Source organism: Pseudomonas sp. 3-2 (genome assembly GCF_019710535.1).
Taxonomy (GTDB): Bacteria; Pseudomonadota; Gammaproteobacteria; order Pseudomonadales; family Pseudomonadaceae; genus Aquipseudomonas; species Aquipseudomonas pharyngis.
In genome coordinates, this window is sequence record NZ_CP081200.1 from 1,876,822 (window position 1) to 1,897,319 (window position 20,498).

Sequence of the window (20,498 nt, forward strand, 5' to 3'; positions counted from 1 at the left end):
ATGCGCAGTACCTAACGAAGACGGTAAAAAGCATGAATCTTCACGAGTATCAGGGTAAGCAGCTGTTCGCTGAATACGGCCTGCCAGTTTCCACTGGTTTCGCAGTAGACACCCCGGAAGCAGCAGCAGAAGCTTGCGACAAAATCGGCGGCAACGAGTGGGTTGTCAAAGCCCAGGTTCACGCCGGTGGTCGCGGTAAAGCGGGCGGCGTCAAGCTGGTTCGCAGCAAAGAAGACGCCAAAGCCTTCGCACAGCAGTGGCTGGGCAAGCGTCTGGTGACTTACCAGACTGACGCCAACGGCCAGCCAGTCACCAAGATCCTGGTTGAATCGTGCACTGATATCGCTAAAGAGCTGTACCTGGGCGCTGTCGTTGACCGTTCGAGCCGTCGCATCGTGTTCATGGCTTCCACCGAAGGTGGCGTGGACATCGAGAAAATCGCTCACGACACTCCAGAAAAAATTCTGAAAGCCACCATCGATCCACTGGTCGGCGCTCAGCCATTCCAGGGTCGCGAGCTGGCATTCCAGCTGGGTCTGGAAGGCAAGCAGGTTGCTCAGTTCGCCAAGATCTTCGTAGGTCTGGCCAAGCTGTTCAAGGATCACGACCTGGCTCTGCTGGAAGTGAACCCGCTGGTGATCAAGGCTGACGGCGATCTGCACTGCCTGGATGCCAAGATCAACATCGACGCCAACGCAATGTACCGCCAGCCCAAGCTGAAGACTTTCCACGATCCGTCGCAGGACGATCCGCGCGAAGCGCACGCTGCCAAGTTCGAACTGAACTACGTAGCGCTGGAAGGCAACATCGGCTGCATGGTGAACGGTGCCGGCCTGGCCATGGGTACCATGGACATCGTCAACCTGCACGGCGGCAAGCCAGCCAACTTCCTCGACGTAGGTGGTGGTGCTACCAAAGAACGCGTAACCGAAGCTTTCAAAATCATTCTGTCCGACAGCAATGTCGCTGCAGTACTGGTTAACATCTTCGGCGGCATCGTTCGTTGCGACATGATTGCCGAAGGCATCATCGGTGCAGTGAAAGAAGTCGGCGTGAAAATCCCGGTTGTTGTTCGTCTTGAAGGCAACAACGCTGAACTGGGCGCTAAAGTACTGGCAGAAAGCGGTTTGAACATCATCGCTGCTACCAGCCTGACCGACGCTGCTCAACAAGTCGTTAAAGCTGCGGAGGGCAAGTAATGAGCGTCCTGATCAATAAAGACACCAAAGTAATCTGCCAGGGCTTCACCGGTGCGCAGGGTACTTTCCACTCCGAACAAGCCATTGCCTACGGCACCAAAATGGTTGGCGGCGTGACGCCAGGCAAAGGTGGCACCACTCACCTGAACCTGCCTGTGTTCAACACCGTGAAAGAAGCTGTAGAAGCCACTGGCGCCACCGCCAGCGTGATCTACGTTCCGGCTCCTTTCTGCAAGGACTCGATCCTGGAAGCAGCTTTCGGCGGCATCAAGCTGATCGTCTGCATCACCGAAGGCATTCCTACCCTGGACATGCTGGACGCCAAAGTTAAGTGCGACGAGCTGGGTGTTACCCTGATCGGCCCTAACTGCCCAGGCGTGATCACCCCAGGCGAATGCAAGATCGGCATCATGCCAGGTCACATTCACTTGCCAGGCAAGGTCGGTATCGTTTCCCGTTCCGGCACCCTGACCTACGAAGCTGTGAAGCAGACTACTGACGCCGGTTTCGGTCAGTCGACTTGCGTCGGCATCGGTGGTGACCCGATCCCGGGTTCGAACTTCATCGACATCCTGAAGCTGTTCCAGGAAGACCCGAAGACCGAAGCGATCGTCATGATCGGCGAGATCGGCGGTTCGGCTGAAGAAGAAGCGGCTGCCTACATCAAGGCTAACGTGACCAAGCCGGTTGTTTCCTACATCGCTGGTGTGACTGCTCCTCCGGGCAAGCGCATGGGCCATGCTGGCGCAATCATCTCCGGCGGCAAAGGCACTGCAGACGAGAAATTCGCTGCTCTGCAAGACGCAGGCGTGAAAACCGTGCGTTCGCTGGCAGACATCGGCAAGGCCCTGGCCGAGCTGACTGGCTGGGAAGTGAAGAAGTAAGCTTCGGCTGACTTCTCTGCTACAGCAACAAAGGCCACCTTCGGGTGGCCTTTGTCGTTTCTGGCGTTCGGGTGGACGATGGCAATTTATAAGCACTCACCCAATAACATGCAAAAACGCGACACAGAAACGTCGCGTATCGGATAGTTCGCCCTCTAACAGTGCGTTTGTCGGGCAAATTCGTTAGGCTAGCCGCCATTTTGCGTCTGCCGCCCACAAGGCATGCAACGCGCTAAACGGGTCAGTCTTATACGGATTGACAGCATTTCCCTAACCCCACAGGGAAATCCCCCTCTAAATTCCGATTCAGTAGTGTGGTATTTCCTTAATGAAAGTTTTGAAAGGTCAGGACATCCTGGCACTTGGCTTTATGACATTCGCCCTGTTCGTCGGGGCCGGCAACATCATCTTCCCGCCTATCGTCGGTTTGCAGTCCGGGCCTAACGTCTGGATTGCGGCGCTGGGCTTTCTGATCACGGCGGTCGGTCTGCCGGTGGTCACCGTGGTCGCACTGGCCAAGGTCGGTGGCGCAATGGATGCCCTGAGCAGCCCGATCGGCAAAATCGCTGGTGGCGTGCTGGCAGCGGCTTGCTACCTGGCCGTCGGCCCATTGTTCGCCACCCCGCGAACCGCGACCGTCTCCTTTGAAGTAGGTCTGGCGCCGCTGACCGGCGAGAGCCCGCTGGCACTGTTCCTCTACAGTTCGGTGTACTTCCTGCTGGTGTTCTTCATTTCGCTCTACCCTGGGCGTCTGCTGGACACTGTCGGTCGCTTCCTCGCGCCGCTGAAAATCATCGCCCTGGCCGTGCTCGGCATCGCCGCATTCGCACTGCCGGCTGGTGATATCGGCGTGGCCACTCCGGAATACGTTGCGGCACCGTTCTCCCAGGGCTTCATCAATGGTTATCTGACCATGGATACCCTCGGCGCGCTGGTGTTCGGCATCGTCATCGTCAACGCGATCCGCTCCCGTGGCGTCGAGTCGCCGGCGCTGATCACCCGTTACGCGATCATCGCCGGGCTGATTGCCGGTGTCGGTCTGGCGCTGGTGTATGTCAGCCTGTTCCGTCTGGGTTCCGGCAGCCATGAAGTGGCGGCGGGCGCGACCAACGGCGCGGCGGTGCTGCACGCCTACGTGCAACACACCTTCGGTTCGCTGGGCAGTGGCTTCCTTGCCGTGCTGATCTCCCTGGCGTGCCTGGTGACGGCGGTTGGCCTGACCTGCGCCTGTGCCGAATACTTCAGCCGCGTACTGCCGCTGTCGTACAAGACCCTGGTGATCATCCTGGCGGCGTTCTCGCTGTTGGTGTCCAACCTGGGCCTGACCAAGCTGATCGCGTTCTCGATCCCGGTACTGACCGCGATCTACCCGCCGTGCATCGTGCTGGTGGCCCTGAGCTTCTGTGCGGCGTTCTGGCATGAACAGAGCCGCATCATGGGCCCGGTAATGTTGGTGTCGTTTGTGTTCGGTACCATCGATGCCCTGAAAGGCGCCGGTCTGGCTGACTGGATGCCATCGCAACTGGCCCACCTGCCGCTGAGCGAGCAAGGTCTGGCGTGGCTGGTGCCGTGCGTGATGACCCTGGTGGTTGCCGTGGTTTGCGACCGCCTGCTGGGCAAGCGCGCCGAAGCACTCGCTTAAGATTGCCGGGTCGCCACAAGCGGCTGCCGAGCGATTAAACAGAAATGCCCCGTATCAATCGATACGGGGCATTTTTTATGGGCTTCAGGCAGTGTCTTTTTCCGTCGACTAACGTCGAAGGGGAGCCGAAATCTTCATCACAGGGAATTGCATGTCGTTCATCCAAGCCAACCTGATCCACCTGCTGGCCGCGCTCTGGTTTGTCATCTGCTGGGGCGGCTACACCCGTTATGCCACCTGGAAGGGCCGTGACACCGCGTGCCTGGCCAGCGTGCTGCACCTGTACCGCGAAGACTGGATGCGCCGCATGCTGCTGCGCGACAACCGCATCGCCGATGCCAGCGTGATCGGCAACCTTGAGCGCAACGCCTCGTTCTTCGCTTCCAGCACACTGATTATCCTGGCGGGCATTCTGACCGTGCTCGGCGCTTCCGAGCGCGCGGTGTCATTGCTGGCGGACATTCCGATGGTGCAACAGGCTTCGCAGGGCATGTCGGAGATCAAGTTGCTGTGCCTGGCGCTGGTGTTCGTCTATGCCTTCTTCACCTTCAGCTGGTGCATGCGCCAGTACAACTTCGCCGCGATTCTGGTCGGCTCGGCCCCGATGATCGGTGAGCGGCAAGTCTCGGAGCAGGAGCGCAAGGCGTTCGCCTCGCGGGCAGCGCGGGTGATTTCGATGGCGGCCAACCAGTTCAACTTCGGTCTGCGTTCGTATTACTTCGGGATGAGCATGCTGGCGTGGTTCGTCAGCCCGTGGCTGTTCATGTTGATGAGCGCCGGCGTGGTGCTGGTGTTGTATCGCCGGGAGTTTCATTCCGACGTGCTCGATGTAATGGTCTATACCCCTACAGAGGCGCCATTGCCCGAAGCGAACAAAGAGGCTGCTTGATGAGTATTCCGTTCTGGTGTGTGTTTATTAGTGCATTGTTGATCTACGTGGCGCGTATGCCGGTCGGCAAGGCCATGAAAGAGCAGGGCGGTTACAACAACCATCTGCCGCGTCAGCAACAGGCGCAACTCACCGGTTACGGAGCGCGGGCGCTGGCGGCACATCAGAACAGCATCGAAGCGTTCATCCTGTTCGCCGTTGGCGTGCTGATGGCGCATACCACGCAGACGGCGGGATGGCTGATCGATACATTGGCGATCATCTTCGTGATCTCACGGATTTTCTATCTGTGGTTTTACCTGGCGGATATTCCCAAGCTGCGCAGTCTGGTCTGGCTGGTCGGCTTAGTGTGTTCATTGTTGCTGATGATTAGTCCGACTTTTAGAACTGTTTTGCTCTAAGACGGCATGGGCAAAAAATCACAGGCAAAAGAAAACCCGCACTTGGCGGGTTTTCTTTTTTGGCCATCAAGAGCGGCTTATTGCTTCTTGGCAGCTTCTTCTTGCGCTGCAGCGTTCGATTCGGCCTGAGCTTTGGCAGCTTCGGCGTTTTCTTTCGCTGCGTCGTTCACTTTATCCTGAGCTTTGTTCATGTCTTGCTGAGCTTGTTCAGCATGTTGGTTGGCATCTTGAGCTTTGTCCTCGGATTTTTTATCGCAGGCAGCGAGACCGAGGGAAGCGGTCAACATCAAGGCAATAGCTAAAGTCTTACGCATGGGGTGTTTCTCCTTATGGAAAATAACTACTGGCCTTAAGAGCTCAGGCCCACGGCTTAAGTTCCTCATTTCTTTCAGATATATAAGTTTGTTTTGCAATGGAACTTTTGCTGTTCTTTCCACTACTGGGAATAGCGACTAACAAGAGTAATTATCAAATGGCCGAAAACCCCGTTTTTGAGCGTGCGACACGGTTTCTCTCGGCCTTGCGCCACTGCCAGGTGCTGGGATTGAAGGTGCACAGCGCGAGTAGCGAAGGCCTGACGGTGGTGCTGCCGTACAGTGCACAAATTGTCGGTAATCCGCTGACCGGCGTGGTCCACGGCGGGGCGATCACGTCGTTGATGGACACCGCGTGCGGCATGTCGACCCTGTGCGTCCTGCCGGAATTCGAAGTCTGCCCGACCCTCGATCTGCGCATCGACTACATGCATGCCGCTGAGCCGCATAAAGATGTTTACGGCTTCGCCCAATGTTATCGAGTCACCACCGATGTGATCTTCGCTCGCGGCTTTGCCTATCAGGACGATCCCGAGCAGCCGATTGCCCATGTCGTCGGCACCTTCATGCGCATGGGCAAGGGCCTTAAAGGCACCAAAGGCTTTGGTGGCGCGATCAAGGGAGAAACCCCATGAGCGATGATTTCAAGCAGCAGCTGCAAGAGGCCCACGAGACGGGTAACTACGCGCCGCTCCTGAAGCTGATTCCCTATGCCGGGCTGATCGGCGTCGAGTGTTCGCGGGTCGGTGATGACTTGCTGTTCAAGCTGCCGGCCAACAAGGACAACATTGGTAACCCTTTATTGCCGGCGATCCACGGCGGGGTGATTGCCGGGTTCATGGAGCTGTCCGCGGCCCTGCACCTGCTGATTTTCACCGGCGCGCCCGGTGTACCGAAAATTATCGATTTTTCCCTCGATTACCTGCGGGCCGGGCAGTTTCGCGATACCTGGGCCCGGTGTCAGGTCTGCCGCCAGGGCCGGCGGGTGGCCAACGTCGCGGTCACGGCCTGGCAAAGTACCGAGAGCGAACCGATCGCCACTGCCCGCGCGCATTTCAAAATCGATGAGCCCTTGAAATCCTGAAGCACGCCCCCAACTCACAGAACAACCCGCCGCCGACCGGTAAGGTCGCGGCCAATGCCATCTGATTGGAGTTTGATGACCATGAGTGTGGAAACTCAAAAGGAAACCCTGGGCTTCCAGACCGAGGTGAAGCAACTGCTGCACCTCATGATCCATTCGCTGTATTCCAACAAGGAAATCTTCCTTCGCGAATTGATCTCGAACGCCTCTGACGCTGTCGACAAATTGCGCTTCGAAGCCCTGGCCAAGCCTGAGTTGCTCGAAGATGGCGCTGAACTGAAAATCCGTGTGAGCTTCGACAAGGACGCCAAGACCGTCACCCTCGAAGACAACGGCATCGGCATGAACCGTGACGATGTGATCACCCACCTGGGTACCATCGCCAAATCCGGCACTGCCGATTTCATGAAAAACCTGTCCGGCGATCAGAAGAAGGATTCGCACCTGATCGGTCAGTTCGGCGTGGGTTTCTACTCGGCCTTCATCGTTGCTGACAAAGTTGACGTGTACAGCCGTCGCGCCGGCACTGCTGCCAGCGAAGGCGTGCACTGGTCGTCGAAAGGCGAGGGCGAATTCGAAGTCGCCACCCTCGACAAGCCGGAGCGCGGCACCCGCATCGTCCTGCACCTGAAATCCGGTGAAGACGAGTTTGCCGATGGCTGGCGTCTGCGCAACATCATCAAGAAGTACTCCGACCACATCGCGCTGCCGATCGAGCTGCCGAAAGAAGTGGCCGCTGCCGAAGGCGAAGAGAAGCCTGAAGTTGAATGGGAAACCGTCAACCGCGCCAGCGCCCTGTGGACCCGTCCTCGCACCGAAGTGAAGGACGAGGAATACCAGGAGTTCTACAAACACATCGCTCACGACTTCGAAAACCCGCTGTCGTGGAGTCACAACAAGGTTGAAGGCAAGCTTGAGTACAGCTCGCTGCTGTACGTGCCGGCCCGCGCACCGTTCGATCTGTACCAGCGTGAAGCGCCGAAAGGCCTGAAGCTGTACGTACAGCGCGTGTTCGTGATGGATCAGGCCGAGTCGTTCCTGCCGCTGTACCTGCGCTTCATCAAGGGCGTGGTCGACTCCAACGACCTTTCGCTGAACGTGTCGCGGGAAATCCTGCAGAAAGACCCGATCATCGACTCGATGAAGTCGGCGCTGACCAAGCGCGTGCTGGACATGCTGGAAAAACTGGCGAAGAACGAGCCTGAGCAATACAAGGGCTTCTGGAAAAACTTCGGTCAGGTCATGAAAGAAGGCCCGGCAGAAGATTTCGCCAACAAGGAAAAAATTGCCGGTCTGCTGCGTTTCGCATCGACCAACGGCACCGATGGCGAGCAGATCGTCGGTCTGGCCGAGTACCTGGCGCGCGCCAAGGACGGTCAGGACAAGATCTACTACCTCACCGGCGAAACCTACGCGCAGGTCAAGAACAGCCCGCACCTGGAAGTCTTCCGCAAGAAAGGCATCGAAGTGCTGCTGCTGACCGACCGCATCGACGAGTGGCTGATGAGCTACCTGAGCGAGTTCGACGGCAAGAGCTTTGTCGACGTCGCACGCGGTGACCTGGACCTGGGCAACCTGGACTCGGAAGAGGACAAGAAGGCCGCAGAAGAAGTCGCCAAGTCGAAAGAAGGTCTGGTCGAGCGCCTGAAAACCGCACTGGGCGATTCCGTTGCCGAAGTCCGGGTTTCCCATCGCCTGACCGATTCGCCGGCCATTCTGGCGATTGGCGAGCAGGATCTGGGTCTGCAAATGCGTCAGATCCTTGAAGCCAGTGGGCAAAAGGTGCCGGATTCGAAGCCGATCTTCGAATTCAACCCGAGCCACCCGCTGATCGAGAAGCTCGACAACGAGGCCAGCGAAGATCGCTTCAGCGACCTGTCGCACATCCTCTTCGACCAGGCCGCCCTGGCGGCGGGCGACAGCTTGAAAGACCCGGCCGCTTACGTGACCCGTCTGAACAAGCTGCTGGTCGAGCTGTCGGCCTGATCAAGCTGTAGAAAAACCCGCTTCGGCGGGTTTTTTCATTCTGGAATTCAACCAATCTGGAGTCAGAAATGAGCCAAGTCACTGTACGTTCCGTGGTCTATCAGATTGACGGCCAGCCTTATGAAGGTCGCCTGGCCTTCGACGCCGAGCACAAAGGCGCGCGTCCGGGTCTGCTGATGGCGCCGAACTGGATGGGTGTCAGCGCTGGCGCTGAAGAGATCGCCAAGTCGGTGGCGGCCAAGGGTTATGTGGTGCTGATCGCTGACGTGTATGGCCAGGCCGTGCGTCCGCAGAACGCTGATCAGGCTGGTGCGGCGATGATGCCGCTGAAGAATGATCGTGCGCTGCTGCGCAAGCGTATGCAGGCCGCATTCGAGCAATTGCAGAAGCAGGGCGAGGCGGCGGTCGATATCTCGAAACTGGCGGTATTCGGTTTCTGCTTCGGCGGCTGCTGCGCGCTGGATCTGGCCCGCACCGGTGCCCCGGTGAAAGCGGCGGTGTCGTTCCACGGCACACTGGATTCGCCGACCCCGGCGGACGCGAAGAACATCAAGGGCTCGGTGCTGGTGCTGCACGGTGCTTCGGACCCGCTGGTGCCGAAAGAGCAGTTGCCGGCATTCGAGGACGAGATGAACGCTGCTGGCGTGGACTGGCAGTTGCTGAGCTACGGTGGCGCCGTGCACTCGTTCACCGATCCGCACGCCAATGTGCCGGGCAAGATGATGTACGACGCGAAGACCGCAGCGCGGGCGTTCAAGTCGATGCATGACTTGCTGGAAGAAGTGTTCAAGGGCTGAATCGGCTGAAAACACTCCCACGCCTGGCGTGGGAGTATTGGTTTACAGCGGTGTCGGCTCGCTGCGCGATTTAGGCAGTTCAATCCGCTCGACTTCCCCCGGCACCGTCGGCCAGTCCCCGGCCGCCCACTTGCGCCGCGCCTCATCGATCGCCGCCGGATCGCTTGCGACAAAATTCCAGTTGATTCGCCGTGGCCCATCCAGTGGCGCACCACCGAACAACACCGCGTGGCTGTCGCTCTCGGCGAACAGACTCATCTCTTCCCCGGCCGGCAATACCGCCAGCGCATGGGGTTCCACCGTCTCGCCATTCAGCTGCACATCACCACTCAACACATACAGCGCCCGCTCTTCATGTTCGGTCGGGATCAGCAACGTGGTCGCGGTTTGCATCTTCAGTTCGGCATACAGCGTAGGAGAAAGCACCGGCACCGGTGATTCCAGGCAAAAGCCTGACCCGGCGATCAGGCGAATCTGCACGCCGAGGTTATCGCTGACCGGCAAGGTCGAGGCCGGGTGGTGGCTGTAATGCCCCGGGCCTTGTTCGTGATCCTTGGGCGAGGCGAGCCAGATTTGCAGGCCATGCATCTTGAAGCTTTGCTCCCACAGCGGTTCGGGCGTGCGCTCGACGTGCGCGATCGCCGTACCAGCCGTCATCCAGCTGACATCGCCGGCGCTGACCACCTGATCCGAACCCAGGCTGTCCTTGTGCTGGATCTGTCCTTCGAACAAATACGTGAGGGTCGACAGACCGATGTGCGGATGCTGTCGGATGTTCATGCCTTTGCCCGCCGGATAAACCGTTTCGAGCATGTGGTCGAAAAACACAAAAGGCCCGACGCTGCGGCATTTGGCTGACGGCAGCGGGCGCAGGATCGGCTGGCCTTCGACGTCTTCGGCGCGCGGGCGGATGATCAGGGGTTGGGTGTCCATGGTCCATTCCAGGCTGAGCGGGTGATGCGTGGAGCATAACCCGCCGGTGTCATCGAGGTGATTACTGGCTGTCGAAGCCGACTGGCGCGTGGGTTTCGATGGTGACTTCGCTGGTGGTCATCAGCTTGTGGATCGGGCAGCGATCGGCGACGCGCAGCAGTTCTTCGCGCTGGGCATCGGTGAGCACGCCCTTGAGGGTGAGGGTCACGTGCAGGGCGTATTTGCCTTTCTGTTCCTGGCTGTTGTCGCGTTTGACCTCAACGCCGACGCCGGTCAGCGGGATGTCCTTTTTCTTCGCGTACAGCTTCAGGGTCAGGGCCTTGCAGGCACCGAGGGCGGCGTCGAAGTAATCGTGCGGCTCCGGAGCCGAGCCTTCGCCGCCAGCCGTCGTCGGGACGTCTGCAAACAGCTCATGCTCATCGATCTGAACGGTGTGGCGAAAACCTTCGGCGGACACGGTATTGACGGTAACGGTCATGTGAACCTCGCAAGCTGTAGGAAAAGGGATTCGATCAAAAAAGACCTTGCAGGTATAGAGCATTTCCCACACAGGCGCGTTCCACTTTCTTGCCGGGTGAACCCGCGTTGCCCGGCGAGGGTCTAGGCTATGCCTGTCTGCCGGAGAATGCTTGTGTCCGTGTTTCGTTTGAGCCTTGCCTGCCTGATGGTTTTCACCGGCGCCGCCAGTGCCCGGGAATACACCTACAGTGACGCGCACCTGCATTACGTGGATTTTTTCCAGGAAACCGCCGGCATGCCGAAATTGCTGACGGCCATGAAGGAAAATGCCATCGAGCACGTGATGATTTCCGGCATTCCCGTGGCGAAGAAATGGCACGAAGACGAGCCGAAGCGCCCGCGTTATTACGCCGGTGATGACGCCGATGCCTACTGGTACAGCGCGACTGACGTGATCGTCGCCGACGCGGTGCAGAAGCTGACGCCGGAGCAACGCCAGTACTTTCACCCGTTTCTTTCAGGCTTCAACCCCAACGACAAGAACTCCGCCGCGCACATCCAGCGCATGCTCGATCTGTATCCCGGCTTGTGGCAGGGCATCGGCGAGGTCTTCACCCGTCACGACGATCTCACCGCACTCACCTCCGGCGACACGCCACGCGCCAACAACGAAGCCATGACCCGCATCTATCACCTGGCCGCTGAAAACGATCTGCCGGTGATGCTGCATTCCAACATCACCTCCAAGCGTGAGAAGAATCCGCTGTACCTGAAGGAAATCGAAGAGCCGCTGCGTAATCATCCACACACACGGTTCATCTGGGCGCATGCCGGCACCAGTGCCGAAATCCATCGTCATCAGACGCAACTGGATTTTCTGCTGCCGACCCTCACGCGAATGCTGGAGGATTACCCGAACCTGTTCATCGATCTGTCGTGGAGCTTGCTGACGCCTTATCTGCTGGACGAAAAGGGTCAGCCGCGAGCGGAATGGGTGCAACTGGTCGAGCGCTATCCGGATCGGTTCATGATCGGTTCGGACGTGGTCGGGCGATTCAACAAACTCGGCAAGGAAATCCACGGCTTCAAGCCGTTTCTCGACGCCTTGCCGGAAGCCGTGGCGAAAAAAGTCGCACGGGACAACTTCCTGGCGATATTGCCGCGAACAGCGCTCAAGTCCGGCAAACCCGCGCTGAATCGTTAATGCCGAGGGGTTCGTAGGATCAAGGCCTTTTGATATCGCGTTTTGGTCTTACGCATTTTTTAAAAGGGCCGATACCTTCTAGAGCAACCAGCTGCAGGGTTGATGCAGCGCTTTTGGAAGGAACCAGAGCAATGAGTATCCGTAGTCTCAATATTGCGCCCCGGGCCGGGCTGGGTTTTGGCGTGCTGGCGCTGATGGTGTTTGCCCTTGGGGCGTTCGCCCTGTTGCAGATGTCGAACATGCGTGCGCAATCCGACGAGGTCGACAACAACTGGCTGCCCAGCGTGATGGCGGTGGGCGAGATGAGCCAGGACATGCTGCGCCTGCGCGCGCTGACCATGCGCCTGTTGCTCAATCGCGATCCGCAGGCGCTGGAGCAGAACGTGGCCAAGCTCAATGATTTGCGCGGTGTGCTGAGTGAAGCCCAGCAGCGTTACGACAGCCTGATCGCGTTGCCCGCAGAGCGCGCGCTATTCGACCGCTTCAAGGTCGCTGAACACAAGTACCTGGAGCTTCAGGCACAGGTGATGACGTTGTCTGCTCAGGGACGAGTGGAAGAGGCGGCCGCCATTCTCAATGGACAGATGAGCCCGCTGGCGGATGAAATTGCAGTGACCCTGCGTGAGTTGGTCGAGTTGAACAAGCACAACGCCAACCTCGCCACAGAGGCCGCACGGCTGGTGTTCACCAACTCGCGGGTGTGGGTCGGGGTGATGATCGGCATCACTGCGCTGATTACCATCGCGCTGGCGTTATTGCTGACCCGCAGCATCGTGCTGCCGCTGTCGCAATCGCTCAATGTCGCGGAAGTGGTGGCCGGAGGCGATCTGACCGGGGATATCAGCATTTCCGGCAAGGACGAACCGGCGCGGCTGCTGCACGCGCTCAAGAGCATGCAGCACAACCTGCGAGACACTATCCGCCGGATCTCCGAGTCCTCCAGTCAACTGGCCTCGGCCTCGGAAGAGTTGAGCTGCGTCACCGAAGACGCGACGCGGGGGCTGCATCAGCAGAGTCAGGAAATCGAACAGGCGGCCACGGCGGTCAATCAGATGACCGCCGCCGTGGAGGAGGTGGCGAGCAATGCCGTCGCGACTTCCGAGGCGTCCCGTGAGTCTGATCGTATTGCCCAGCATGGTCGCGAGCAGGTGCAGCAGACCGTGTCGTCCATCGAGCTGCTGGCGGACGATGTCACCGCCAATGCCACGCAGGTGGAGGACCTGGCGCAGAAGGTCTACAGCATCAGCAAAGTGCTGGATGTGATCCGCTCGATTGCCGAACAGACCAATCTGCTGGCGTTGAACGCGGCGATCGAGGCCGCACGGGCGGGAGATGCCGGACGGGGTTTTGCGGTGGTGGCGGACGAAGTGCGGGCGCTGGCCCATCGTACTCAGCAGTCGACGCAGGAGATCGAGCAGATGATCGGCGGCATCCAGCAGGGCACCGATTCGGCGGTCAGCTCGATGCAGCAGAGCAATATTCGGGCGCGCTCGACCCTGGAGCTGGCGAAGGCCGCCGGCGTTGCGCTGGAGGAAATCGCTTCGGCGTTTACCTTGATCAACGAGCGCAACCTGGTGATCGCCAGTGCGTCGGAAGAGCAGGCGGCCGTGGCGCGTGAGGTCGATCGCAACCTGATGAACATCCGTGACCTGGCGATGCAGACGTCGGCGGGTGCCAACCAGACCAGCGCTGCGAGTCAGGAGCTGTCGCGGCTGGCGGTGGACCTGAACAGCATGGTGGCCAGGTTCTCGGTCTGATCAGCGTTCGACAGGCGAAAAAAAGCCCCGCGTTTGCGGGGCTTTTTGTTGAATCAGCTGCCTTTGACTGTCTTGCCGTTGACCGTACCGTCGAGGAGCATGATGTTGTACTCCTTGCCGTCGGTTTCGACCTGTTGCAGGCGAACCAGCAGGTAATCCCAGTCCTTGGCGAACCACAGGACGGTGATGCGCTTGCTTTGTGTCGGATCGCGGACACGCTCGACCTTGATCGCATCGATCTGGCCGGCCTTGGTTTCGACTTTCTCCGAACCCAGCACGCGGAAGTCGTAGGTATCGACTTCGCCATCATCGACTACCTGATAGCTCATGCTTTTCTTGCCGGCGGCGACGTCATGCTGCAGCGCCAGTTGATAGGTGGATTTGTCGACCATGCCGCGGTTGAGCGGGATTTTCACTGCGTCGCCGCGGTCGGTGCCGGTCACCAGCTTGTTGGCCCAGTCGAAGTCCAGGTCAGCCTTTTTCGCCTTGCCCAGACCACCGCGTTCGAAGTGGTAGGACTGTGGCAGCAGGGTGTCCTTGTCCAGGGTCAGGGTGCTTTCCTCGGACAGGCTGGCAATCATCATCGAAGCCTTGAAGCTGAGCTTCCAGACGCCGTTGGCCTGTTTGGTCAGGCTGCGCTCGGCGGTGCCGCTCATGGGCAGCTGTTTCCAGTCGGCGGTGTAGCTGGCGGAGAACGGTTGAAGGTCTGCCGCCTGCGCGAAGGGCAGGGCGAGCAGAGCGCAAGCGAAGAGCAGGGCGCGACGCATAATATCTCCTAGTTTCGAATCAAGTGACCGCTGGCCGGCAGTGGCTGGCCATCCAGTAAAGCACCTTGCTCGCCGAGGCTCAGCCGTCCTTCGGCGAACCAGCGTACGGCCATCGGGTAGATCAGGTGTTCCTGAGCGTGAACCCGCTGCGCCAGACTTTGCGGCGAATCGTGCAACTCTACCGGGATTACTGCCTGTACGACCAGTGGTCCGCCATCGAGTTCCTCGGTGACGAAGTGCACGGAGCAGCCGTGTTCGGCGTCGCCAGCCTCCAGCGCGCGCTGATGAGTGTGTAACCCTTTGTATTTGGGTAGCAGCGACGGGTGGATGTTGAGCAGGCGACCCTGGTAGTGACGGACGAAGTCAGCGCTGAGAATGCGCATGAAGCCGGCCAGTACCACGAGTTTGGGGTTGAATTCGTCGATCAGTTCGATCAGGGCGGTATCGAAGGCCTCGCGGCCCTCGAATCCCTTGTGATCCAGCGAGCGGGTGGCGATACCCGCGTCACTGGCGCGTTGCAGGCCGTAGGCGTCGGCGCGGTTGGAAATCACCGCAGCGATGCGGACCGGGCTGTCGCCGGTCCGCGTGCTGTCGATCAGGGCCTGCAAGTTACTGCCGGTGCCGGACAACAGCACCACGACATCACAGGTCTGGGACATCAGTGAGCCTTGAGGTTCTTCAGTTCGACCTGAGCCGCGCCTTCGGCAGCGGCAGCGATCTGACCGATGACCCAAGGCTGCTCGCCGGCGTCACGCAGGGTGTTCAGGGCAACTTCAACGTGCTCCTGAGCCACGCAGATCACCATGCCCACGCCGCAGTTCAGCACGCGGTGCATTTCGGTTTCGTCGACGTTGCCTTTCTCTTGCAGCCAGTCGAAGACGGCCGGGCGGTTCCAGCTGGCCACGTCAACCACGGCCTGAGCGCCTTTTGGCAGAACGCGCGGGATGTTGTCCAGCAGGCCACCACCGGTGATGTGGGCCATGGCCTTGACCGCGCCGGTGTCCTTGATCAGCTTGAGCAGCGGCTTCACGTAGATGCGGGTCGGGGCCATCAGCAGTTCGGTCAGCGGCTTGCCGTCGAGCTGTACGGTTTCGATGTCGGCACCGGACACTTCGATGATCTTGCGGATCAGCGAGTAGCCGTTGGAGTGCGGGCCGGACGATGGCAGGGCGATCAGGGCATCACCGGTGGCGACTTTCGAGCCGTCGATGATTTCGGCTTTTTCCACGACGCCGACGCAGAAACCGGCCAGGTCGTAGTCTTCGCCTTCGTACATGCCAGGCATTTCAGCGGTTTCGCCGCCGACCAGCGAGCAGCCAGCCAGTTCGCAGCCTGCACCGATACCGGTAACCACGGTGGCGGCCACGTCGACGTTCAACTTGCCGGTGGCGTAGTAGTCGAGGAAGAACAGCGGCTCGGCGCCGCACACCACCAGATCGTTGACGCACATGGCGACCAGGTCCTGGCCGATGCTGTCGTGCTTGTTCAGGTTCAGCGCCAGGCGCAGTTTGGTGCCGACGCCGTCAGTACCGGAAACCAGTACCGGCTGCTTGTAACCGGCCGGGATCTCGCAGAGGGCGCCGAAACCGCCCAGGCCGCCCATGACTTCCGGGCGCGCAGTGCGCTTGGCGACGCTCTTGATGCGTTCGACCAATGCTTCACCGGCGTCGATGTCTACACCGGCGTCCTTGTAGCTCAGGGAGGGTTGCTTGCTCATGATCCAGGCCTTTAGGGGAGGGGATTCAGGGGTAACGACCGAGTTCAGCGGGAACGCCGAATCCGACAGGGGCGATTGCCTCACGCGAAGTTCGGGGTGCCCGGCTGTTGCCGGTCTGCGAAGGCGCGCGATTTTATCAGGCTTGAGGGGCAGCGGCCATCCTCACGCCGACGGGCAGGGGCATATCGATGGAAAAATTTTGCAATTGACGCTGTGGGCGACATCACGGGTGCCTGTATAAGGAACCGTCTATCGTTAGGACTGTGCAAAAACTTACCGACCGCGTGTGAATGTTTTGCGACGGCCTGTGGTCACAGGCTTGCCAGAACGGTGCACGCGGCCTGTTCCAGCCGCTCTTGTCGACGGGAATTCTCCATGCGTTTGTGTAAATTGCTGTTAGTGGGTGGTTTGTCTCTGATCAGCCTGGCGAGCCAGGCGGAAAATCTCAAAGGTCTTTATCAGGTGCGCGAACCGGTCACTGGTCAGTCGCCAGAGGAGCGCGATCGCGCGACCCAGGCTGCGCTGGATACGCTGGTGCTGCGCCTGACCGGCGACCCGAAGGCCCCGCAGAACCCGGGGCTGGCGCCGGTTCGCAAGGATCCGCAGCAGATCATCAGTCAGTTCGGTTTCGATGCCGGGCCGCCGGAAGTGCTGAAAGTCGATTTCGATCCGGGGACCACCGAGCAGGCGTTGCGCCGCGCCGGGCTGGCGCTGTGGGGCGCCAACCGGCCCTCGATCCTGAGTTGGTGGCTGAACGATTCGACCGAGGGTTCGAGCCTGGTGGGCGACGGACAGGCCAGTGCCGCACCGTTGCGCCGTGCCGCCCAGCACCGTGGATTGCCGTTGCGCCTGCCTTTGGCGGACTTGAGCGAGCAATTGGTCGCAACCGCGCCTGCGCTTGAAGGTGCCGACCCGGCGCCGCTGCGTAACGCTTCCGAGCGCTACAACGCTGACGCCTTGCTCGCCGTGCATGCCCGCGAAGACGGTGGGCAATGGCAGGCCAAATGGCAATTGTGGCTGGGCGACAAAAAAGAGGCGGGCAACGTGCAGGGCGCGGATCAGGCCGCCGTGGCCGATGCGGTGATGCTGGCGGTGACTGAACGGCTGGCGCCACGCTTTGTGGCCAAGCCGGGCGCGTCCGGCCAGCAGACCCTGGAAGTCCAGGGCATGAATCTGGAGCACTACGCGGCGCTGCTGCGGTTACTCGAACCGTTTGGCGTGCGTCTGCAGAGTGTCGATGCCGATCGCGTCCTGTATCGGGTCAACGGCAGTGCCGATCAGTTGCGGGCGCAGTTGTCGCTGGCGAAGTTGCAGGAATTGCCGGCCGAGGCGCCGGCTCCGGTCGCTGCACCTCAGCCTGCGGTCGCCGGGGCGCCACCAGTCGTTGCGCCGACGCCTGCACCGGTGGCGCCGTCTTTGCGGTTCCGCTGGTAGGTTTTCTTTCTTATATATAAGCAATGGAGTGTTACATGGCCGATACGCGGCGTTGGTTCTGGCTCGGTGGGGTGCTCCTGCTTTGCGCGTTTGTCTGGTTGCTGCATCCGATCCTTACGCCGTTTCTGGTGGCGCTGCTGCTCGCCTATCTGTTCGATCCGCTCGTCGATCGTCTGGAACGCCTGGGGTTGTCCCGCACCTGGGGTGTGATCGCGGTGTTCGCCTTGTTCACCCTGATCGTCACTGCGTTGTTGCTGGTGCTGGTGCCGATGCTCGCCAAGCAATTAGTACGGCTGTATGAACTGGCGCCGCAAATGCTCGACTGGTTGCAGCACACCGCCGTGCCATGGGCGCAATCGAAGCTGGGGCTGTCGGACGGCTTCTGGAAGTTCGACAAGGTCAAAGCCGCAATCAGCGAACACATGGGCCAGACCACGGATATCGTCGGTGTGGTGCTGAGTCAGGCGACGGCCTCGAGCCTGGCACTGATCGGCTGGCTGGCGAATCTGGTGCTGATCCCGGTGGTGAGCTTTTACCTGCTGCGTGATTGGGACGTGATGATGGCCAAGATCCGTGGCCTGTTGCCCCGTGATCGCGAAGAGCGTGTGGTGGCGCTGGCGGGTGAGTGCCATGAAGTGCTGGGCGCGTTCGTGCGCGGGCAGTTGCTGGTGATGCTGGCGCTGGGCGTGATCTATGCGGCCGGTCTGATGATTGTCGGGCTGGAGCTGGGCCTGTTGATCGGTCTGATCGCGGGGCTGGCGGCGATTGTGCCGTACATGGGATTTGTGATCGGCATCGGCGCGGCGCTGATTGCCGGGTTGTTCCAGTTCGGTGGCGATCTGTATCCGATGATCGGGATCGTGGCGGTGTTCATGGTTGGTCAGGCACTGGAAGGCATGGTGCTGACGCCTTTGCTGGTGGGGGATCGGATCGGTCTGCACCCGGTGGCGGTGATTTTCGCGATTCTGGCCGGTGGCGAGCTGTTCGGCTTCACCGGTGTGCTGCTGGCATTGCCGGTGGCGGCGGTGATCATGGTGCTGGTGCGACACGTCCACGATCTGTACAAGGATTCCGACATCTATAGCGGGGTGGATGAGCCGGAGTTGTAATGTGATGCGCGGGCTGCCCGGTGGATTGCCGGGTTGGCCCGTCTCATGCAGGCCATGGCGCCAAAGAAACTGTCATAAAACCAGCACGTTAACGCAAACCTTTGATTTTGCTTGGGGTCTGTCGCATTGTGCGCTCCGCTTCACGGGTATAAACTTCGCTCACTTTACACAGAGGCCACTAACGGTTCCTTGGGAACTGTTCAGTCAGCATGAAACCGATTCAGCTGCCCCTAGGTGTGCGTCTGCGTGACGACGCCACCTTCATCAACTACTACCCAGGCGCCAATGCCGCTGCACTCGGCTATGTCGAGCGTCTATGCGAAGCCGACGCCGGCTGGACCGAAAGCCTGATCTATCTGTGGGGCAAGCACGGGGTAGGGCGAACGCATCTGTTGCAGGCTGCGTGCCTGCGCTTCGAACAGATGGGTGAACCGGCGGTGTACCTGCCGCTGGCCGAGTTGATGGATCGCGGCATCGAAATTCTCGACAACCTCGAACAGTACGAACTGGTCTGCCTGGATGACTTGCAGGTGATTGCCGGCAAGGCGGACTGGGAAGAGGCGATGTTTCATCTGTTCAACCGTCTGCGTGACAGCGGTCGTCGTCTGCTGATCGCGGCGTCCACTTCGCCACGTGAACTGCCGATCAAACTGGCTGACCTGAAATCGCGCCTGACCCTGGCGCTGATCTTCCAGATGCGTCCGCTCTCCGATGAAGACAAATTGCGTGCCCTGCAATTGCGCGCATCCCGTCGCGGTTTGCACCTGACCGACGAGGTCGGACATTTTATCTTGACTCGCGGTACCCGCAGCATGAGCGCGCTTTTCGATCTGCTGGAGCAGCTCGATCAGGCCTCTTTGCAGGCTCAGCGCAAGCTGACCATTCCCTTCCTGAAAGAAACCCTGGGCTGGTAAAACCGGGGCTTTCAGCCGGTTTCGGCATATTTCAGGCGCCAGAAAACCCGCTTTCCTGTGGGGGTGCACAGGCCGCGTCTCGATTCAAATAGGCTTAAGCGCTTAGATGTAAACGAGAAACCGGGAAGTCACAAAAAGATCGATTGAATTTGCAAATGAGGCTGATAGCGGGCATAGTCTCGGCTTCTTTACAACTATCAGCCACGGTCGTGCCCATGCTAAAGCGCTTCGCACCCCTCGTGCCTCTCGCACTCGTCACCCTGTTGTTCGGTTGCGCTGCTCATTCACCTGTTAATCAAGAGCAGCAACAACAGGTTAAAAATTCTGCCACCGCCCAGTCCTCCGTTATTTACCAGGAAGAGCTGGACACCGAAAAAGAACTCGCCGACTTCAACGGCAAGAAGCCTTACCAGCTTCCGGTTCTGGCCGACAGCATCCTCGAACGCGGCATGTCCCTGATCGGTACCCGTTACCGTTTCGGTGGTACCTCTGAAGCCGGTTTCGATTGCAGCGGTTTCATCGGCTATCTGTTCCGTGAAGAGGCCGGCATGAACCTGCCACGCTCCACCCGCGAAATGATCAACGTTGATGCGCCGCTGGTTTCGCGCAGCAACCTCGAGCCGGGCGACCTGCTGTTCTTCGCCACCAATGGTCGTCGCGGTCGTGTCAGTCACGCCGGGATCTACCTGGGCGACAACCAGTTCATCCATTCCAGCTCTCGTCGCAGCGGCGGTGTTCGCATCGACAGCCTGGGCGACAGCTACTGGAGCAAGACCTTTATCGAAGCCAAACGCGCTTTGGCGAACGCTCCAACCGTGGTTACCGCTCGCAAGTAATCACGCATTTGTCGCCACGCTCGTGGCGACAAAGCGGCCCTTCAGAGGCAATAGACCTAAACTTTACAAGGTGAAGTTAAAGTCTTACTTGAAGTTTGCCGCGTAGCCGCTAGAATCCTGATCTATATTGATGGCAAACCGCCTGCGTCCCAACGCAGGCGGTTTTGTTTTC

21 protein-coding genes are annotated in these 20,498 nt (G+C 59.6%); 15 read left to right on the forward strand and 6 right to left on the reverse strand.

Annotation, left to right across the window (positions count from 1 at the left end):
* Window positions 1-32 precede the first annotated feature (32 nt).
* The 5 genes from sucC to K3819_RS08635 all read left to right on the forward strand — a co-directional run bounded on the left by sucC (window position 33) and on the right by K3819_RS08635 (window position 5,015).
* Entirely contained in the window at window positions 33-1,199 is a 1,167-nt protein-coding gene (sucC, locus tag K3819_RS08615) for an ADP-forming succinate--CoA ligase subunit beta (protein ID WP_007959029.1), read from the forward strand.
* Complete coding sequence (gene sucD / locus K3819_RS08620; protein ID WP_011333119.1) at window positions 1,199-2,083, forward strand: succinate--CoA ligase subunit alpha; 885 nt, start codon at window positions 1,199-1,201, stop codon at window positions 2,081-2,083. The genes sucC and sucD overlap by 1 nt, the downstream gene beginning before the upstream one ends.
* Before the next feature lie 328 nt (window positions 2,084-2,411).
* Entirely contained in the window at window positions 2,412-3,725 is a 1,314-nt protein-coding gene (gene brnQ / locus K3819_RS08625) for a branched-chain amino acid transport system II carrier protein (RefSeq protein ID WP_039769790.1), read from the forward strand.
* A gap of 151 nt (window positions 3,726-3,876) precedes the next feature.
* The gene (locus K3819_RS08630) at window positions 3,877-4,614 is read left to right on the forward strand and encodes a DUF599 domain-containing protein (RefSeq protein WP_011333121.1); all 738 of its coding nucleotides are present in this window, start codon (window positions 3,877-3,879) and stop codon (window positions 4,612-4,614) included.
* Window positions 4,614-5,015: an MAPEG family protein gene (locus K3819_RS08635; protein WP_064594489.1), complete on the forward strand. Its 402-nt coding sequence runs from the start codon at window positions 4,614-4,616 to the stop codon at window positions 5,013-5,015. Before K3819_RS08630 ends, K3819_RS08635 begins: the two co-directional genes overlap by 1 nt.
* 77 nt (window positions 5,016-5,092) lie before the next feature.
* On the opposite strand, the gene K3819_RS08640 is transcribed toward K3819_RS08635, so the two are convergent.
* Window positions 5,093-5,329, reverse strand: a complete 237-nt coding sequence (locus K3819_RS08640) for a hypothetical protein (RefSeq protein WP_007959016.1) — start codon at window positions 5,327-5,329, stop codon at window positions 5,093-5,095.
* Window positions 5,330-5,487: 158 nt separating this feature from the next.
* Between K3819_RS08640 and K3819_RS08645 the strand changes: the two genes are divergently transcribed.
* The 4 genes from K3819_RS08645 (at window position 5,488) to K3819_RS08660 (ending at window position 9,196) form a co-directional block, all read left to right on the forward strand.
* Window positions 5,488-5,964 carry a PaaI family thioesterase gene (locus tag K3819_RS08645; RefSeq protein WP_085611496.1) on the forward strand — a complete coding sequence of 159 codons (477 nt, stop codon included), beginning with the start codon at window positions 5,488-5,490 and terminating at the stop codon, window positions 5,962-5,964.
* Window positions 5,961-6,413, forward strand: a complete 453-nt coding sequence (locus tag K3819_RS08650; protein ID WP_085611495.1) for a PaaI family thioesterase — start codon at window positions 5,961-5,963, stop codon at window positions 6,411-6,413. The genes K3819_RS08645 and K3819_RS08650 overlap by 4 nt, the downstream gene beginning before the upstream one ends.
* 81 nt (window positions 6,414-6,494) lie before the next feature.
* Window positions 6,495-8,399, forward strand: a complete 1,905-nt coding sequence (gene htpG / locus K3819_RS08655) for a molecular chaperone HtpG (RefSeq protein ID WP_085611655.1) — start codon at window positions 6,495-6,497, stop codon at window positions 8,397-8,399.
* A 68-nt stretch (window positions 8,400-8,467) separates the two neighbouring features.
* The gene (locus K3819_RS08660; RefSeq protein ID WP_221399050.1) at window positions 8,468-9,196 is read left to right on the forward strand and encodes a dienelactone hydrolase family protein; all 729 of its coding nucleotides are present in this window, start codon (window positions 8,468-8,470) and stop codon (window positions 9,194-9,196) included.
* A 42-nt stretch (window positions 9,197-9,238) separates the two neighbouring features.
* Here the strand turns inward: K3819_RS08660 and K3819_RS08665 are convergent, their stop codons facing one another.
* Window positions 9,239-10,129, reverse strand: a complete 891-nt coding sequence (locus tag K3819_RS08665) for a pirin family protein (RefSeq protein ID WP_085611494.1) — start codon at window positions 10,127-10,129, stop codon at window positions 9,239-9,241.
* A 61-nt stretch (window positions 10,130-10,190) separates the two neighbouring features.
* Window positions 10,191-10,607 carry an OsmC family protein gene (locus tag K3819_RS08670; RefSeq protein ID WP_007959010.1) on the reverse strand — a complete coding sequence of 139 codons (417 nt, stop codon included), beginning with the start codon at window positions 10,605-10,607 and terminating at the stop codon, window positions 10,191-10,193.
* A 129-nt stretch (window positions 10,608-10,736) separates the two neighbouring features.
* Between K3819_RS08670 and K3819_RS08675 the strand changes: the two genes are divergently transcribed.
* A complete protein-coding gene (locus K3819_RS08675; protein ID WP_409348322.1) occupies window positions 10,737-11,792 on the forward strand; it encodes an amidohydrolase family protein in 1,056 nt (351 codons plus the stop codon).
* A gap of 131 nt (window positions 11,793-11,923) precedes the next feature.
* The gene (locus tag K3819_RS08680) at window positions 11,924-13,549 is read left to right on the forward strand and encodes a methyl-accepting chemotaxis protein (RefSeq protein ID WP_085611492.1); all 1,626 of its coding nucleotides are present in this window, start codon (window positions 11,924-11,926) and stop codon (window positions 13,547-13,549) included.
* A 53-nt stretch (window positions 13,550-13,602) separates the two neighbouring features.
* Here K3819_RS08680 and K3819_RS08685 read toward each other — a convergent pair whose 3' ends face one another.
* The 3 genes from K3819_RS08685 to purM are packed head-to-tail and all read right to left on the reverse strand — an operon-like array spanning window position 13,603 to window position 16,033.
* Window positions 13,603-14,316: a DUF3108 domain-containing protein gene (locus K3819_RS08685; protein ID WP_007950391.1), complete on the reverse strand. Its 714-nt coding sequence runs from the start codon at window positions 14,314-14,316 to the stop codon at window positions 13,603-13,605.
* A gap of 8 nt (window positions 14,317-14,324) precedes the next feature.
* Complete coding sequence (purN, locus tag K3819_RS08690) at window positions 14,325-14,975, reverse strand: phosphoribosylglycinamide formyltransferase (RefSeq protein ID WP_064378664.1); 651 nt, start codon at window positions 14,973-14,975, stop codon at window positions 14,325-14,327.
* On the reverse strand, window positions 14,975-16,033 hold the full coding sequence (gene purM / locus K3819_RS08695) for a phosphoribosylformylglycinamidine cyclo-ligase (RefSeq protein ID WP_011333132.1): 1,059 nt from the start codon (window positions 16,031-16,033) through the stop codon (window positions 14,975-14,977). The genes purN and purM overlap by 1 nt, the downstream gene beginning before the upstream one ends.
* Window positions 16,034-16,408: 375 nt before the next feature.
* Between purM and K3819_RS08700 the strand changes: the two genes are divergently transcribed.
* From K3819_RS08700 to K3819_RS08715, 4 genes are all read left to right on the forward strand, one after another.
* Window positions 16,409-17,467, forward strand: a complete 1,059-nt coding sequence (locus tag K3819_RS08700; RefSeq protein WP_221399052.1) for a DUF2066 domain-containing protein — start codon at window positions 16,409-16,411, stop codon at window positions 17,465-17,467.
* 35 nt (window positions 17,468-17,502) lie between these two features.
* Window positions 17,503-18,576 (forward strand): AI-2E family transporter, encoded by a 1,074-nt coding sequence (locus tag K3819_RS08705; protein WP_039769808.1) that lies wholly within the window; start codon window positions 17,503-17,505, stop codon window positions 18,574-18,576.
* A 209-nt stretch (window positions 18,577-18,785) separates the two neighbouring features.
* Window positions 18,786-19,490 (forward strand): DnaA regulatory inactivator Hda, encoded by a 705-nt coding sequence (gene hda / locus K3819_RS08710; protein ID WP_007950396.1) that lies wholly within the window; start codon window positions 18,786-18,788, stop codon window positions 19,488-19,490.
* 215 nt (window positions 19,491-19,705) lie between these two features.
* A complete protein-coding gene (locus tag K3819_RS08715) occupies window positions 19,706-20,326 on the forward strand; it encodes a C40 family peptidase (protein WP_039769810.1) in 621 nt (206 codons plus the stop codon).
* The last annotated feature ends 172 nt before the right edge of the window (window positions 20,327-20,498 follow it).

Excerpts from the sequence above, each read along its gene's own strand:
- sucC (WP_007959029.1), top strand. The coding sequence starts at position 33 with ATGAATCTTCACGAGTATCAGGGTAAGCAGCTGTTCGCTGAATACGGC.
- sucD (WP_011333119.1), top strand. The coding sequence starts at position 1,199 with ATGAGCGTCCTGATCAATAAAGACACCAAAGTAATCTGCCAGGGCTTC.
- brnQ (WP_039769790.1), top strand. The coding sequence starts at position 2,412 with ATGAAAGTTTTGAAAGGTCAGGACATCCTGGCACTTGGCTTTATGACA.
- K3819_RS08630 (WP_011333121.1), top strand. The coding sequence starts at position 3,877 with ATGTCGTTCATCCAAGCCAACCTGATCCACCTGCTGGCCGCGCTCTGG.
- K3819_RS08635 (WP_064594489.1), top strand. The coding sequence starts at position 4,614 with ATGAGTATTCCGTTCTGGTGTGTGTTTATTAGTGCATTGTTGATCTAC.
- K3819_RS08640 (WP_007959016.1), bottom strand. The coding sequence starts at position 5,329 with ATGCGTAAGACTTTAGCTATTGCCTTGATGTTGACCGCTTCCCTCGGT.
- K3819_RS08645 (WP_085611496.1), top strand. The coding sequence starts at position 5,488 with ATGGCCGAAAACCCCGTTTTTGAGCGTGCGACACGGTTTCTCTCGGCC.
- K3819_RS08650 (WP_085611495.1), top strand. The coding sequence starts at position 5,961 with ATGAGCGATGATTTCAAGCAGCAGCTGCAAGAGGCCCACGAGACGGGT.
- htpG (WP_085611655.1), top strand. The coding sequence starts at position 6,495 with ATGAGTGTGGAAACTCAAAAGGAAACCCTGGGCTTCCAGACCGAGGTG.
- K3819_RS08660 (WP_221399050.1), top strand. The coding sequence starts at position 8,468 with ATGAGCCAAGTCACTGTACGTTCCGTGGTCTATCAGATTGACGGCCAG.
- K3819_RS08665 (WP_085611494.1), bottom strand. The coding sequence starts at position 10,129 with ATGGACACCCAACCCCTGATCATCCGCCCGCGCGCCGAAGACGTCGAA.
- K3819_RS08670 (WP_007959010.1), bottom strand. The coding sequence starts at position 10,607 with ATGACCGTTACCGTCAATACCGTGTCCGCCGAAGGTTTTCGCCACACC.
- K3819_RS08675 (WP_409348322.1), top strand. The coding sequence starts at position 10,737 with ATGCCTGTCTGCCGGAGAATGCTTGTGTCCGTGTTTCGTTTGAGCCTT.
- K3819_RS08680 (WP_085611492.1), top strand. The coding sequence starts at position 11,924 with ATGAGTATCCGTAGTCTCAATATTGCGCCCCGGGCCGGGCTGGGTTTT.
- K3819_RS08685 (WP_007950391.1), bottom strand. The coding sequence starts at position 14,316 with ATGCGTCGCGCCCTGCTCTTCGCTTGCGCTCTGCTCGCCCTGCCCTTC.
- purN (WP_064378664.1), bottom strand. The coding sequence starts at position 14,975 with ATGTCCCAGACCTGTGATGTCGTGGTGCTGTTGTCCGGCACCGGCAGT.
- purM (WP_011333132.1), bottom strand. The coding sequence starts at position 16,033 with ATGAGCAAGCAACCCTCCCTGAGCTACAAGGACGCCGGTGTAGACATC.
- K3819_RS08700 (WP_221399052.1), top strand. The coding sequence starts at position 16,409 with ATGCGTTTGTGTAAATTGCTGTTAGTGGGTGGTTTGTCTCTGATCAGC.
- K3819_RS08705 (WP_039769808.1), top strand. The coding sequence starts at position 17,503 with ATGGCCGATACGCGGCGTTGGTTCTGGCTCGGTGGGGTGCTCCTGCTT.
- hda (WP_007950396.1), top strand. The coding sequence starts at position 18,786 with ATGAAACCGATTCAGCTGCCCCTAGGTGTGCGTCTGCGTGACGACGCC.
- K3819_RS08715 (WP_039769810.1), top strand. The coding sequence starts at position 19,706 with ATGCTAAAGCGCTTCGCACCCCTCGTGCCTCTCGCACTCGTCACCCTG.